The organism is Pseudocitrobacter sp. RIT415 (assembly GCF_003057695.2).
Taxonomy (GTDB): Bacteria; Pseudomonadota; Gammaproteobacteria; order Enterobacterales; family Enterobacteriaceae; genus Pseudocitrobacter; species Pseudocitrobacter faecalis.
The window spans coordinates 116,719-131,425 of record NZ_QBJC02000002.1; the positions used below are offsets into that span (position 1 = coordinate 116,719).

The following is a 14,707-nucleotide window of genomic DNA, read 5'->3' on the forward strand; positions in this document are numbered from 1 at the left end:
GCTCAGGTATTTTTGATTATTAAGATGACGCTTTACGGCGACCATAAACCAGCCAGGTCACCAGTACACAAACGATGTAAAAGACGAGAAAGACCTTCATGGCGCCAACGGGCGATCCGGTTAACGCCAGCGAGGTACCAAAAGCCTTAGGAATAAAGAATCCGCCCACGGCACCGATGGCTGAGATAAAGCCCAGCGCGGCGGCGGTATCGGTTACGGCTGCGTGCTGGGCTTCCTCGTCACTGCCGCCACGTTTTTTGACTTTATCGAGGGTGATTTGTCGGAAAATCACGGCGATCATCTGGAACGTTGAACCGCTACCAAGCCCTGCGGTAAGGAACAGCCCCATAAAGACCACGTAAAACGCCAGGAAGCTACCCATGCCGGAATCGGGCAGGGTGAGGAAAAGAAGGGCGGTAAACAGCGCCATTAAGACAAAGTTCACCAGCGTGACCCGCACGCCGCCCAGACGATCGGAGATCACGCCGCCAAAAGAGCGGGCGATCGCGCCGATAAACGGCCCGAAGAAGGCGAGCTTAAGAATATTCACATCCGGGAACTGGGTTTTCGCCAGCATCGCAAAACCGGCTGAAAAACCGATAAACGAGCCGAAAGTAGCGAGATAAAGCAGGCTTAATAACCACATATGTCCGCTTTTGAGTACCGGGAGCTGTTCAGCAATAGAGGCTTTGGAACTGGCAATATCGTTCATCCCGAACCAGGCTGCAATGGTGGCAATCAGCAGTAGCGGCGCCCAGATCCACGCGGCATTCGTCAGCCACATGCTGGAGCCATCTTCCTGGGTTACGCCATGTACGCCAAGGAAGGTAAAGATAGGCAGGAAAATCACCAGCGGTGCGGCCAGCTGCATGACGCTCACCCCAAGGTTACCCAACCCACCATTGATACCTAACGCGCTGCCTTGCTTTGCTTTTGGATAAAAGAAGCTAATGTTTCCCATGCTGGAAGCAAAGTTCGCACCCGCGAATCCGCACAGCAGAGAGATGATAATAAATACCTCGAAAGGAGTACTGGTGTTCTGGATAGCAATACCCAGCCAGACACAGGGAATAATCAGAACAACCGTGCTTAATACCGTCCAGTAACGCCCGCCAAATATAGGTACCATAAAGGAGTAGGGCACGCGTAAAATAGCGCCGGAAAGGGAAGGTAGCGCAGTTAATAAAAAGAGTTGATCGGTTGTGAAATTAAATCCGACTTTATTGAGATTGACCGCAACAGCACTAAAAAGCATCCAGACACAGAATGCCAGCAATAAACAACTTACTGAAATTATGAGATTTTTTCGCGCAATCTTCTGGCCTTTATTCTCCCAAAACGCCGCATTTTCTGGTTTCCACGTAGTTAAAAGATAATGATTATTTTTCTCATTTTGTTGTGACATATCACCCTCGACGCGCCAGTAATTAATGAAAATCAAGCAATAACGGCGGCTGATTTTCACAAATCAGGATGCCGTCAAATAATCGGTATTATTGGAGTCTCGAATGAAGGATAGATAAGAAAAGCCCGCCACGAGAAGGACATGGGTATTATCGGTGATAACAATTGTTACCAAGTGTAACAAATAAGTTAATGCCGGGTTGCTTATACGCTGTTTTCAGGGAGATTCTGGAAACGTCAGGGAAACTAAAGTATTGGGGGACACCCTCACCCCGGCCCTCTCCCGTAGGGAGAGGGAGAAAACCAGTGCCCGGATTAAGGATCTGCACAATCTGTTCCCTCTCCCTCAGGGAGAGGGCCGGGGTGAGGGGCCGTGCTTCTCACAACTGCAACGACAACTCCATCGCCGCCCGTCTTAATGGTGCCAGTGCTTTCTCTTTCAGCCCCTGGGCACTCATCGTGGACGCGGGCACGCCAACGTTCATTGCCGCGACAATTTGCCCGCTGCGTGAAAGCAGCGGCACAGCCAATGAGCACAGCCCAACTTCTATCTGGCGGTCTGCCAGGGCATAACCCTGAATACGCACTTTGGCAATCTCTGCACGCAATGACTCTTTATCGCACAGCGTATGCGGCGTATAGCGGATTAACGTAGCGCGTGACAGTGTCACCTCTAATTGCTCTTCCGGTAATGCGCTCAGCAGCACGCGGCCCATAGAGGTCGCCCAGGCAGGCAACCGGCTGCCGCGCCCCAGATCGATACTCAACAAATTGTTTACGGCGGTACGCGCGATGTAAAGCACGTTATCACCATCCAGCGTGGCGGCGGAGCAGGATTCATTGAGCTGCTGACCGAGCGTATCGAGAGAGTGTTGCGCGGCTTTCGCCAAGGGCGTACCAGCGAGATAGGCATGGCCCACCGCCAGCACGCGGGGTAATAGCTCGTAGGTACGCCCATCAGGCGTATGCACCATGCCCAGCGCCGCAAGGGTGTACAAGCAGCGGCGAACCGCCGCACGTGAGATCTGGGTTTTCTGACTAAGTTGTGAGATTGTTAATCGCTGACGTTGTGGGGTAAAGGCACTCAGCACCTCCAGGCCACGCGCCAGGGATAACATAAAGTTGGGATCCCGCTCAGCCTGCCTGGCCGTGAGGGAGTCGTTGATTTCATTGCTCATTTTAACCCGCTCCATTCAGGGGTAACGATGCTCACTGTGTCACTATACCTTGTGGGTGCAACGGCTGGCAGGAATCTCCCCAATATCCCACGAAGATCACATTATTAACCTACGTATAACAAACGTGTCGATAATCGCACAACATTTCGATTATCGTCGTTGACCACCCCTGTTATGAAAATCTATTGTCAAAAGCAAGGTTATCGCCACCCTGTGGAGATAAAACCAAAACAATAAGAAGTAAAAGGAAGAGAGATGAGCGCCACGATAGAACATATTGAAAGCTGGCTGGTGGATGTGCCGACTATCCGCCCGCACAAATTATCGATGACCACCATGGGCTGCCAGACGCTGGTGATCATTCGCATTACCCGCTCTGACGGCATCACCGGCATTGGCGAAGCGACCACCATTGGTGGGCTGAGCTACGGAGTAGAAAGCCCGGAGGCGATCAAACTCACTATTGATGGCTACCTTGCCCCTTTATTGCAGGGGCAGCCAGCGGACAATTTACAGGCGCTGCTGTATCGAATCGAAAAGAGCGTGAAGGGCAACACTTTCGCCAAATCGGCGATTGAGACCGCGCTGCTGGATGCACAGGGTAAATCACTGGGCGTGCCGGTGTCGGCGCTACTGGGCGGCGCTTTGCAAACGTCTATTCCGGTGTTGTGGACGCTGGCGAGCGGCGATACGGCGAAAGATATCGCGGAAGGGGAAAATCTGCTCGCGTCTCGCCGTCATCAGGCCTTTAAGCTGAAAATCGGTGCGCGTGAACTGACAACGGATCTGAAACATACGGCGGCGATCGTCGAAGCCCTTGGCGATCGCGCCAGTATTCGCGTCGATGTCAACCAGGCCTGGGATGCGACAACCGGAGCAAAAGGCTGCCGCGAGCTGGCGGCGATGGGCGTTGACCTGATTGAACAGCCGGTTTCAGCACGCGATAACGCCGCGCTGGTGCGTTTGAGCCAGACCATCAAGACGGCGATTCTGGCCGATGAAGCGGTCTCCACGCATTTTGATGGTTATCAGCTCGCGCAACAGGGTTTTACCGGTGCATACGCATTGAAAATTGCCAAAGCGGGCGGGCCACAAAGTGTTCTTAAGCTGGCGCACGTGGCCCAGGCGGCGGGGATTGGCCTGTATGGCGGGACGATGCTGGAAGGCAGCGTCGGGACGGTTGCCTCACTGCATGCCTGGTCAACGCTTCCGCTGGCCTGGGGGAGCGAAATGTTTGGCCCGCTGCTGCTGAAAGACGACGTCATCAGCGTGCCGCTGACCTTTGCTGATGGGCACGTCACGCTACCGCAAACGCCAGGTTTGGGCGTTGAGTTAGATGAAGATAAAGTGCGTTTCTATACGCGTAAAGGATGAGGCTGAAAATGTTATTTAAAGTTGAAATGACCGTTAATATTCCGCTTGATTTCCCGGTAGCGCAGGCGGATGAAATTAAGAAAAAAGAAAAAGCCTACTCGCAACAATTACAGCGTGATGGGAAGTGGCGACATATCTGGCGCGTAGCGGGATTATATTCCAATGTCAGCATCTTCGATGTACAGGATGCTGAGGAACTGCATCAAATTTTAATGGGTTTACCGCTGTATCCGTTTATGGATATTCAGGTTGATGCGCTGTGCCGCCATCCTTCATCCATTCGCGACGACGACAAATAAAATAATAACCTCATGTCGGGGGTGTTCCCCGGCATTCTCTGTACCCTGCAAGCAAAAAAGTGAGATAACAATATGACTAACTCATTCGTACAACAGAACGAAGTCCAGGATTTATTACGCGAAAGCGCAGGTTTAAATTCCCCCGAGGGCAATGAACGTTTTAAGGCGATAACGCATCGGTTGTTGGAAAATATTTGTAGTTTGATTGATGACTATAATGTCACCCAGGAAGAGTTCTGGCACGCCATTAATTATCTGCATGAGCTGGGCGGTCGTCAGGAAGCGGCATTATTAGCCGCAGGCCTGGGTCTGGAGCATTTTCTCGATTTACGTCAGGATGCCATCGATGCTGCTCAGCAGCGTGAAACCGGCGGCACGCCACGTACCATTGAAGGCCCGCTGTATGTGGCTAATGCACCGCTGGCGCAAGGGTACGACCGAATGGACGATGGTAAGGATCCCGGTGAAACCCTGTGGCTGCATGGCGTGGTCACCGACACCAAAGGCCAACCGGTTGCGAATGCCATTGTTGATATCTGGCACGCCAATACGCTGGGTAACTACTCCTTCTTCGACCAAAGCCAGAGCGAATACAACCTGCGTCGTCGTATTCAAACCGGTGCTGACGGGCGCTACAGCGTGCGTACCATTATGCCTTCCGGGTATGGCTGCCCGCCGGATGGCCCAACCCAAAAACTGCTGGATCTGTTAGGCCGTCACGGCAACCGTCCTGCCCATATTCATTTCTTTGTTTCCGCACCGGGTCATAAACATTTAACCAGCCAGATTAACTTTAATGGCGATGAATATTTATGGGATGATTTTGCTTTTGCCACGCGCGAAGGCTTAATTGCCGATCCGGTAAAAGTTAACGATGAACAGAAAATTCGCGAGCGTAATCTTGAAGGCCCGCATACTGAAATTCGCTTTGATTTTACCCTTTGCAAAGCATTATCCTCTGATGAAGAAGGTCGAATTACCCGTTCACGTGCAAAAGAATAATATGTAAAACTTGCTGTTCACCTGCACTATTTTATCCTTGCAATTACGGGAGAAACCGTTATGCAAAAAACGCTGACATCGCTAAAAAATAAAATCAGCAATGCACTGATTGTCGATCGCGAAAATCATATTTATCGCTGCCATCGTTCGATATTTACCGACCCGGCTTTGTTCGATTTTGAAATGAAACATATCTTTGAAGGTAATTGGGTTTTTCTGGCGCATGAAAGCCAGATCCCGGAACCGGGTGATTATTACACCTTAACACTGGGTCGCCAGCCGGTGATTATTACCCGCGACAAGAAAAACGAACTTCACGCCATGATCAACAGCTGCGCTCACCGTGGTGCGATGCTGTGTCGCCGTAAAACAGGTAATAAGAGCTCATTTACCTGTCCGTTCCACGGCTGGACCTTCAGCAATAACGGCAAGCTGCTGAAAGCAAAAGATGAGAGTACCGGCGGCTATCCGGAGACGTTCAAACATGAAGGTTCGCACGACCTGAAAAAACTGCCGCGTTTTGAGTCGTATCGCGGGTTCCTGTTTGGCAGCCTGAGTGATGATGTACAGCCGCTGGCCGATTACCTGGGCGAAACGCTGAAAATAATCGATCTGATTGTTGATCAGGCGCCGGAAGGTCTGGAAGTCCTGAAAGGCTCTTCCAGCTATGTGTACGAAGGTAACTGGAAACTGGGTGCCGAAAACGGCGCCGACGGTTATCACGTGAGTGTCGTGCACTGGAACTATGCCTCTACCATGTCACGCCGAAACTACGAAGCGGAAGGAACGCACGCGGTGGATGCGAACGGTTGGTCGAAAAGCGTCGGTGGGGGTTACGGCTTTGAAAACGGCCACATGCTGCTGTGGACGCGGGCGCTGAACCCGGAGGTGCGGCCAGTCTATGCACATTACGATCGTCTTAAAGCCGAATTCGGCGACAACCGCGCCGGGCAGATGGTCAATGAGACGCGCAACCTGTGTATATATCCGAACGTCTATTTGATGGATCAGTTCTCCACGCAGATCCGCGTGATTCGGCCCATCTCCGTCGATAAAACAGAAGTCACCATCTGGTGTTTCGGCCCGAAAGGCGAACCGGATCAGGCGCGTGCGCTGCGTATTCGGCAGTACGAAGATTTCTTCAATGTTAGCGGCATGGGCACACCGGACGACCTCGAAGAGTTCAGCGCCTGTCAGCGTGGCTATCTGGGCGAAAATCTGGCCTGGAGCGACCTCAGTCGCGGTGCGCTGCACTGGGTCGATGGCCCCGATGAGCATGCCACTGAGGCCGGTTTTACCCCCCTTTTAAGCGGTGTGAAATCGGAAGATGAAGCGCTGTACATCGCCCATCACCATCACTGGCAGACGGTGATGCTGGCCGCGCTGGAGAAAGAACAGCAGCGTTTTGATGCGTCAATTACCCAGCGTGTGGAGGTGGCCGATGCTGACGTGTGATCAGGTAAAACAATTTTTGTATCACGAGGCCAGGCTGCTGGACGACCGTCAGTGGGATGAGTGGATCGCATGCTACAGCCCAAAAGTGGTCTACTGGATGCCCGCCTGGGGCGATGATGACAAGCTGACCACCGATCCGCAGCGTGAAATTTCGCTGATTTACTATCCGAACCGCGAGGGGCTGGAAGACAGGGTTTACCGCATTAAAACGGAGCGTTCGGGGGCCAGCACGCCTGAGCCGCGCACCACTCATATGATCAGTAATATCGAAATCACCGGGCAGAGTGAACAGGGCGTGGAGGTGCGCTACAACTGGGTGACCTACAGCCACCGTTATCAACAGACGGATTGCTACTTTGGCACCACGTTCTGCACGCTGATTGAGGGGGAAGGTCTGCCGCAAATCGTGCGTAAAACGATCCGTCTGAACAACGACTACATTCGCCAGGTCATTGATGTTTACCATGTTTAAGAGGTGCTTATGAGCTATACCATCGCGCTCAATTTTGAAGACGGCGTCACCCGGTTTATTCAATGCAACGCCGGAGAGAAGGTGCTCGACGCTGCGTATCGCCAGAAAGTTAATCTGCCGATGGATTGTTCCGACGGTGTGTGCGGCACCTGTAAGTGTCACTGCCCAAGCGGTAACTATTCGCTGGGCGAGGATTATCTGGAAGAGGCGCTGGATGAAGACGAAGCGCAGGCGCGTCAGGTGCTGACCTGCCAGATGATCCCGGACAGCGATTGCGTGCTCGATGTGCCCGTCGCGGCGGCAGCCTGTAAAACGGGGATCTCCTCGTTTAATGCTACGGTGAAACGCGTGACGGCGCTGTCTGATAGCGCCATTGAGCTGGTGGTGGAAACCGCCGAGAACCTCAATTTCCTGCCCGGTCAGTATATCAATATTCAGGTGCCGGGTACGCCGCAGGTGCGTGCGTATTCCTTTAGCTCACTACCGGGCCGTAACGAAGGCAGTTTTCTGATTCGTAACGTGCCGGGCGGCCTGATGAGCCAGTGGTTAAGCCATAAAGCGGTGGCGGGGGCGCCACTGAGCCTGACCGGGCCGATGGGCAGTTTTTATCTGCGTGACGGCGAGCGCCCGCTGCTGATGCTGGCGGGCGGCACCGGGCTGGCGCCGATGCTGGCGATGCTGCATACCCTGGCGCAGCAGAAAAGTGCGCGCGACATTACCTTGCTTTACGGCGTAAACGGCGACAACGACCTGGTGCTGGGCGAGTTGCTGGAGAGTTTCGCCGCGCAGTTGCCGGGATTTAGCTGGCTGCCGGTGGTGGCTGATAGTGAAAGCACCTGCCCGCAGAAGGGCTACGTGACGGAACACTTTACCAGCACGATGCTCAACGAAGGCGATGTTGATATTTACCTCTGCGGGCCGCCGCCGATGGTGAACGCCGTCACCTCTACGTTGCAGGCGCTGGGCGTTAATCCGGCAGGATTCTGGTATGAGAAATTTATCGCCAGCCAGAGCGCGGCGGCATAAGGAGCAATCATGCGATTTAGTCATAAAGTGATGGCGATTACCGGCGCGGCGCAGGGTATTGGCCGCCGTACGGCGGAGCTGGCGGCAGAACAGGGCGCGGCGCTGCTGCTTATCGACCGTTCGCAATATGTTCACGAACTGGCGGCAGAATTGTCTGCTGCCGGGCACCGTGTGCTGGCGCTGGAAGCCGATCTTGAACAGTGGGAAAGCACGGAACAGGTATTTGCCGCAGGCGTTGCGCACTTTGGCCGGATTGATGTGCTGGTTAACAATGTTGGCGGCACCATTTGGGCACGACCGTTTGCCGAGTATCAACCCGCGCAAATTGAAGCAGAAGTACGCCGCTCGCTTTTCCCGACGCTGTGGGGCTGTCGCGCGGTGCTGCCGTCTATGCTGGCGCAGGGCAAAGGCAGTATCGTCAATATCTCTTCGGTGGCGACCGGCGGCGTGAATCGCGTGCCGTATTCGGCTGCGAAAGGTGGCGTCAACGCCCTGACGCGCTCAATTGCGATGGAGTATAGCGAGGCAGGCATTCGTATTAATGCCGTTGCGCCCGGCGGAACGGAAGCCCCGGCGCGGCTGACGCCGCGTAATACGGAGCAGCCGAGCGAGCAGGAGGAAGTGTGGTATCAGCAGGTGGTGGATCAAACGGTGCAGAGTAGTTTACTGCACCGTTACGGCACGCTGGATGAACAGGCGCATGCCATTCTGTTCCTCGCCAGCGATGAAGCCAGCTATATCACCGGCGTGGTATTGCCCGTTGCTGGTGGCGACCTCGGTTAACGCCGGGTAGCATACCAGCAGAGCAGGGAGCCTGCGCAGACCATGCAGGCCCCTTGCCAGAACGCCCATGAGAGCGATTCACTCAGTAACAATGCCGCCAGCGCAGCGGAAAGCACCGGCGTCAGATACGAGGCCGTCGCCAGCAGGCTGACGTTACCGTGCAGGATCCCGACGTTCCACGCGGCATAGCCAAAGCCCAGCGCGATGGCGCACATGCCAAGCTTAATGACCACTGGCAGACTGAAGGACATTTCAGGCTGCGCGCTGAACAAAAATTTTAACCACAGCGTAGCGGCAGTCAGCAGAATGAAGAGCGTGATGCCATTTTTTCCTTTGGCGTATTTCGCTGTCAACGTGCAGTAAGCCGCCCAGATGAACGCCCCGGTAAAGGCGAGAATATAGCTTAGCGGGCTGGAAATAACGTTGCTGATAATTTCATCAATATTTAGCCCACGATCGCCGCCCAGCACCCAACTGACACCTAATAGTGATAATCCCAGGCCGGGAATAATGAATAAGTTACTTTTCTGACCGTTAAAAATAATGGCGAACAGAATCGTCAGGCTTGGCCACAAATAATTGACCATCCCCACTTCGATCGCCTGTTGACGCGTACCGGCAAACCCAAGCGACAGCGCCAGGCATATTTCATAGCTGACAAACAGCACGCTGCCCGCCAGCAGATAATGGCGCGAAAACTGACGAAGATCGGGAAAGCCGACGGTAAACATCAACAGCAAACCGCTCAGGGTATAGATCATGGCCGCGCCGCCAACCGGGCCAAGGCCTTCGCTGACGCCGCGAATCAGCCCGACCATCGTACTCCATAACAGAATGGCTAGCAGGCCAATCAGCGTTGCTTTCTTTTTATCCATGACAAAATGAGATGCTTAAATTGAGCAAACCTCGTTTATAGCACTTTTTACAGGTTGACGGACAATAATTTCCGAAGAACGTACTCCCAAAGAGTTAATGAAAATCAATGACCCTGACTATTAAGGGGGCAGATCTATTTGAGTTTGATTTGACGCAAAAAACGCAGGGGTATAGCTGTTAATTTGCCTGCCTACGTTACATTCCAATAACGAGGAAAGCAATGGACGTCAGCCGCAGGAAATTTTTTAAAATCTGCGCGGGCGGTATGGCGGGTACAACGGCAGCGGCGCTGGGCTTTATGCCTAAAATGGCGCTGGCTCAGGCACGTAATTTCAAACTGCTGAAAGCCAAAGAAGTCCGTAATACCTGTACTTACTGCTCTGTGGGTTGTGGGCTATTAATGTATAGCCTGGGCGATGGGGCGAAAAATACCCGCGAAGCCATTTATCACATTGAAGGCGACCCGGATCATCCGGTCAGCCGCGGGGCGTTATGCCCGAAAGGGGCGGGCCTGCTGGATTACATCCACAGTGAAAACCGCCTGCGTTACCCGGAATACCGTGCGCCAGGCTCCAATAAATGGCAGCGCATCAGCTGGGACGAAGCGTTTGAACGCATTGCGAAGCTGATGAAAGCGGACCGCGACGCCAACTTTATCGAGAAAAACGATCAGGGCGTGGCCGTAAACCGTTGGCTGTCAACCGGGATGCTCTGCGCATCAGCGGCAAGTAATGAGACCGGTATGCTGACGCAGAAGTTTGTGCGTTCTCTCGGCATGCTGGCGGTGGACAACCAGGCGCGCGTCTGACACGGACCAACGGTAGCAAGTCTTGCTCCAACATTTGGTCGCGGTGCGATGACCAACCACTGGGTTGATATCAAAAACGCCAACGTTGTGATGGTGATGGGCGGCAACGCCGCTGAAGCGCATCCGGTGGGTTTCCGCTGGGCGATGGAAGCCAAAAACAATAACGATGCGACGCTTATCGTCGTCGATCCACGCTTTACGCGTACCGCTTCTGTAGCGGATATCTACGCGCCAATTCGTTCCGGTACGGACATTACGTTCCTGTCTGGCGTACTGCTGTATCTGATCGAAAACAACAAAATTAACGCCGAATACGTTAAAAGCTACACCAACGCCAGCCTGCTGGTGCGGGATGATTTTGGCTTCGAAGACGGCCTGTTCAGTGGCTACGACGAAAGCAAACGCCAATATGATAAAACGTCGTGGAACTATCAGTTCGATGAAAACGGATACGCCAAACGCGATGAGACGTTAACGCATCCTCGCTGCGTATGGAATTTGCTTAAACATCACGTTTCTCGCTATACGCCGGATGTGGTGGAAAACATCTGCGGCACGCCGAAAGCGGACTTCCTGAAAGTGTGTGAAGTTCTGGCTTCAACCAGTGCGGCCGATCGGACGACCACGTTCCTGTATGCGCTGGGCTGGACGCAGCACACCGTCGGTGCGCAGAACATTCGTACCATGGCGATGATTCAGTTGCTGCTCGGCAATATGGGGATGGCAGGCGGCGGCGTGAACGCGTTGCGCGGTCACTCCAACATTCAGGGCTTAACGGATCTGGGGCTGCTCTCCACGAGTCTGCCGGGTTATTTGACGCTGCCGTCGGATAAACAGACCGACCTGCAAACGTACCTGACGGCGAACACGCCGAAAGCCACGCGCGCAGATCAGGTGAACTACTGGGGCAACTATCCGAAGTTCTACGTCAGCCTGATGAAAGCGTTCTACGGCGATGCGGCGCAAAAAGAAAACGGTTGGGGCTTCGACTGGTTGCCAAAATGGGATCAGGCCTACGACGTTATCAAGTATTTCAACATGATGGACCACGGCAAAGTGAATGGCTATATCTGCCAGGGCTTTAACCCGGTCGCCAGCTTCCCGGACAAAAACAAAACCGTCCGCGCGCTGAGCAAATTGAAATACATGGTGGTTATCGATCCGTTAGTCACCGAAACCTCGACGTTCTGGCAGAACCACGGCGAATCAAACGATGTTGATCCGTCAACGATTCAGACCGAAGTCTTCCGTCTGCCGTCAACCTGCTTTGCTGAAGAGGATGGTTCTATTGCCAACTCTGGCCGCTGGCTGCAATGGCACTGGAAAGGCGCAGAGCCACCGGGAGAAGCGCTGAATGACGGCGAAATTCTGGCCGGTATTTATCATCGCCTGCGTGAGATGTATCGCTCAGAAGGCGGGAAAGGCGCTGAACCGCTGCTGAAAATGAGCTGGAACTATAAGCAGCCGGATCGTCCGGAATCGGAAGAAGTGGCGAAAGAGAACAACGGCTATGCGCTGGAAGATCTCTATGACGCAAACGGTGTGCTGGTGGCGAAAAAAGGCCAGTTGCTCAACAGCTTCGCGCTGCTGCGCGACGATGGTTCGACGGCATCGTCCTGCTGGATTTACACCGGTAGCTGGACGGAGCAGGGTAACCAGATGGCGAATCGCGATAACGCTGACCCGTCAGGCCTGGGGAACACCCTCGGCTGGGCCTGGGCGTGGCCGCTTAACCGCCGTGTGCTGTACAACCGCGCATCTGCCGATCCGCAGGGTAAACCGTGGGATCCGAAACGGATGCTGATTAAATGGAATGGCGCGAAATGGGTCGGGAACGATATTCCGGACTTCAACACCGCAGCACCAGGTAGCGATACCGGGCCGTTTATCATGCAGCCGGAAGGGATGGGGCGTCTATTCGCTATCGATAAGCTGGCGGAAGGCCCGTTCCCGGAGCATTACGAGCCAATGGAAACGCCGCTGGGCACCAACCCGCTGCACCCGAACGTGATTTCGAGCCCGGTGGTTCGACTGTACGAAGACGATGCGTTGCGGATGGGTAAAAAAGATAAATTCCCCTATGTGGGGACGACTTATCGCCTGACCGAGCATTTCCACACCTGGACCAAACATGCGCGCCTGAACGCCATTGCCCAGCCGGAACAGTTTGTTGAAATCAGCGAAAATCTGGCGAAAGCGAAGGGGATTGCCAACGGCGATCGTGTGACCGTCAGCAGCAAGCGTGGCTTTATTCGCGCCGTTGCGGTGGTGACGCGTCGTCTGCAAACTCTGAACGTTCATGGGCAACAGGTGGAAACGATCGGGATCCCGCTGCACTGGGGTTACGAAGGTGTGGCCCGCAAAGGCTATATCGCTAACACCCTGACGCCTAATGTCGGCGATTCAAACTCGCAAACGCCGGAATATAAGGCGTTTCTGGTGAACATCGAGAAGGCTTAAGGAGCGAACGATGGATATGCAATCTCAGGATATTATCAAACGCTCTGCCACGAACCCGATTACACCCGCGCCACGTGCGCGGGATTATAAAGAGGAAGTGGCGAAGCTGATTGATGTCTCCTCCTGCGTGGGCTGCAAAGCCTGCCAGGTGGCGTGCTCAGAGTGGAATGATATCCGCGATGATGTGGGCCACTGCGTGGGCGTGTACGATAATCCGGCGGATTTAAGCGCCAAATCCTGGACGGTAATGCGCTTTAGCGAGACCGAACAGAACGGCAAACTGGAGTGGCTGATTCGTAAAGATGGCTGCATGCACTGTGAAGATCCGGGCTGCCTGAAGGCGTGCCCGTCTGCCGGGGCAATCATCCAGTACGCGAACGGGATCGTCGACTTCCAGCAGGATAACTGCATTGGCTGCGGCTACTGCATCGCCGGGTGTCCGTTTAATATTCCGCGCCTCAATAAAGAGGATAACCGGGTATACAAATGCACCCTGTGCGTGGATCGCGTCAGCGTGGGCCAGGAGCCGGCTTGTGTGAAAACCTGTCCGACCGGGGCGATTCACTTCGGCACCAAGAAAGAGATGCTGGATGTGGCACAGGAACGTGTCGATAAGCTAAAAGCGCGCGGCTATGCCAATGCAGGCATCTATAACCCGCAGGGCGTGGGCGGGACGCACGTGATGTATGTTCTACATCATGCGGATCAGCCGGAGCTGTATCATAAGCTACCGAAAGATCCGAGCATCGATACCAGCATCAACCTGTGGAAAGGGGCGCTGAAGCCGCTCTCCGCCGCCGGGTTCATCGCTACCTTCGCCGGGCTGATTTATCACTACATCGGTATTGGCCCGAATAAAGAAGTGGATGACGACGAAGAGGATGACAGCCATGAGTAAGTCGAAAATGATTGTGCGCACCAAATTTATTGACCGCGCCTGTCACTGGACGGTGGTGATTGCCTTCTTCCTGGTCGCGTTGTCGGGGATTTCATTCTTCTTCCCAACGCTGCAGTGGCTTACCGAAACGTTCGGTACACCGCAAATGGGGCGTATTCTGCACCCGTTCTTCGGTGTTCTGATCTTCGTGCTACTGATGCTGATGTTCTTCCGCTTTGTGCATCACAACATTCCGGACAAAGAAGATATTCCCTGGGTGAAAGGGATTGTTGAAGTTCTGAAGGGTAATGAGCACAAAGTCGCGCGCGTTGGCAAATATAACGCCGGGCAGAAGATGATGTTCTGGACCATCATGAGCATGATTTTTGTGTTGCTGGTGACCGGGATAATTATCTGGCGTCCGTACTTTGCGCACTATTTCCCGATTCAGGTCGTGCGCTACAGCCTGCTGTTGCACGCGACCTCAGCCATTATTTTGATTCATGCCATCCTAATCCATATGTATATGGCGTTCTGGGTGAAAGGATCGATTAAGGGCATGATTGAAGGGAAGGTGAGCCGCCGTTGGGCGAAGAAACATCACCCTCGCTGGTATCGTGATGTCGAACGTATGGAAGCGAAAAAAGAGACTAACGAAGGGTTGTAAGGGCCTGACGTGAATACGCTCCCCCG

At 53.8% G+C, this 14,707-nt stretch carries 13 protein-coding genes; 10 read left to right on the top strand and 3 right to left on the bottom strand.

The features are described 5' to 3' along the window. Positions 1 to 19: 19 nt before the first annotated feature. The gene (locus DBY68_RS03035) at positions 20 to 1,405 is read right to left on the bottom strand and encodes a NarK family nitrate/nitrite MFS transporter (protein ID WP_108474409.1); all 1,386 of its coding nucleotides are present in this window, start codon (positions 1,403 to 1,405) and stop codon (positions 20 to 22) included. A gap of 379 nt (positions 1,406 to 1,784) precedes the next feature. Then, positions 1,785 to 2,582 carry an IclR family transcriptional regulator C-terminal domain-containing protein gene (locus tag DBY68_RS03040; RefSeq protein WP_108474297.1) on the bottom strand — a complete coding sequence of 266 codons (798 nt, stop codon included), beginning with the start codon at positions 2,580 to 2,582 and terminating at the stop codon, positions 1,785 to 1,787. A 255-nt stretch (positions 2,583 to 2,837) separates the two neighbouring features. On the opposite strand from DBY68_RS03040, the gene DBY68_RS03045 reads away from it, so the two are divergent. From DBY68_RS03045 to benD, 7 genes are all read left to right on the top strand, one after another. After that, positions 2,838 to 3,956 carry a muconate cycloisomerase family protein gene (locus DBY68_RS03045; protein ID WP_108474296.1) on the top strand — a complete coding sequence of 373 codons (1,119 nt, stop codon included), beginning with the start codon at positions 2,838 to 2,840 and terminating at the stop codon, positions 3,954 to 3,956. Between the two features lie 8 nt (positions 3,957 to 3,964). Then, complete coding sequence (gene catC / locus DBY68_RS03050) at positions 3,965 to 4,255, top strand: muconolactone Delta-isomerase (protein ID WP_108474295.1); 291 nt, start codon at positions 3,965 to 3,967, stop codon at positions 4,253 to 4,255. A gap of 72 nt (positions 4,256 to 4,327) precedes the next feature. Further along, positions 4,328 to 5,257 (top strand): catechol 1,2-dioxygenase, encoded by a 930-nt coding sequence (gene catA / locus DBY68_RS03055; RefSeq protein ID WP_108474294.1) that lies wholly within the window; start codon positions 4,328 to 4,330, stop codon positions 5,255 to 5,257. A 60-nt stretch (positions 5,258 to 5,317) separates the two neighbouring features. Beyond that, positions 5,318 to 6,712 (top strand): Rieske 2Fe-2S domain-containing protein, encoded by a 1,395-nt coding sequence (locus DBY68_RS03060; protein WP_108474293.1) that lies wholly within the window; start codon positions 5,318 to 5,320, stop codon positions 6,710 to 6,712. Then, positions 6,699 to 7,184 (top strand): benzoate 1,2-dioxygenase small subunit, encoded by a 486-nt coding sequence (gene benB, locus DBY68_RS03065; RefSeq protein WP_108474292.1) that lies wholly within the window; start codon positions 6,699 to 6,701, stop codon positions 7,182 to 7,184. The genes DBY68_RS03060 and benB overlap by 14 nt, the downstream gene beginning before the upstream one ends. A gap of 9 nt (positions 7,185 to 7,193) precedes the next feature. Further along, the gene (gene benC / locus DBY68_RS03070) at positions 7,194 to 8,210 is read left to right on the top strand and encodes a benzoate 1,2-dioxygenase electron transfer component BenC (RefSeq protein WP_108474291.1); all 1,017 of its coding nucleotides are present in this window, start codon (positions 7,194 to 7,196) and stop codon (positions 8,208 to 8,210) included. Between the two features lie 9 nt (positions 8,211 to 8,219). Further along, positions 8,220 to 8,993: a benzoate diol dehydrogenase BenD gene (gene benD, locus DBY68_RS03075; RefSeq protein WP_108474290.1), complete on the top strand. Its 774-nt coding sequence runs from the start codon at positions 8,220 to 8,222 to the stop codon at positions 8,991 to 8,993. Here benD and yddG read toward each other — a convergent pair. Continuing rightward, positions 8,990 to 9,868 carry an aromatic amino acid DMT transporter YddG gene (gene yddG, locus DBY68_RS03080; protein WP_108474289.1) on the bottom strand — a complete coding sequence of 293 codons (879 nt, stop codon included), beginning with the start codon at positions 9,866 to 9,868 and terminating at the stop codon, positions 8,990 to 8,992. The genes benD and yddG overlap by 4 nt on opposite strands. Positions 9,869 to 10,089: 221 nt before the next feature. On the opposite strand from yddG, the gene fdnG reads away from it, so the two are divergent. The 3 genes from fdnG to fdnI are packed head-to-tail and all read left to right on the top strand — an operon-like array spanning position 10,090 to position 14,681. Beyond that, positions 10,090 to 13,137, top strand: a complete 3,048-nt coding sequence (gene fdnG / locus DBY68_RS03090; protein ID WP_108474288.1) for a formate dehydrogenase-N subunit alpha — start codon at positions 10,090 to 10,092, stop codon at positions 13,135 to 13,137. Positions 13,138 to 13,147: 10 nt separating this feature from the next. Then, positions 13,148 to 14,035 carry a formate dehydrogenase subunit beta gene (gene fdxH, locus DBY68_RS03095; protein ID WP_108474287.1) on the top strand — a complete coding sequence of 296 codons (888 nt, stop codon included), beginning with the start codon at positions 13,148 to 13,150 and terminating at the stop codon, positions 14,033 to 14,035. Then, entirely contained in the window at positions 14,028 to 14,681 is a 654-nt protein-coding gene (fdnI, locus tag DBY68_RS03100) for a formate dehydrogenase-N subunit gamma (protein ID WP_108474286.1), read from the top strand. Before fdxH ends, fdnI begins: the two co-directional genes overlap by 8 nt. Positions 14,682 to 14,707: the final 26 nt, after the last annotated feature.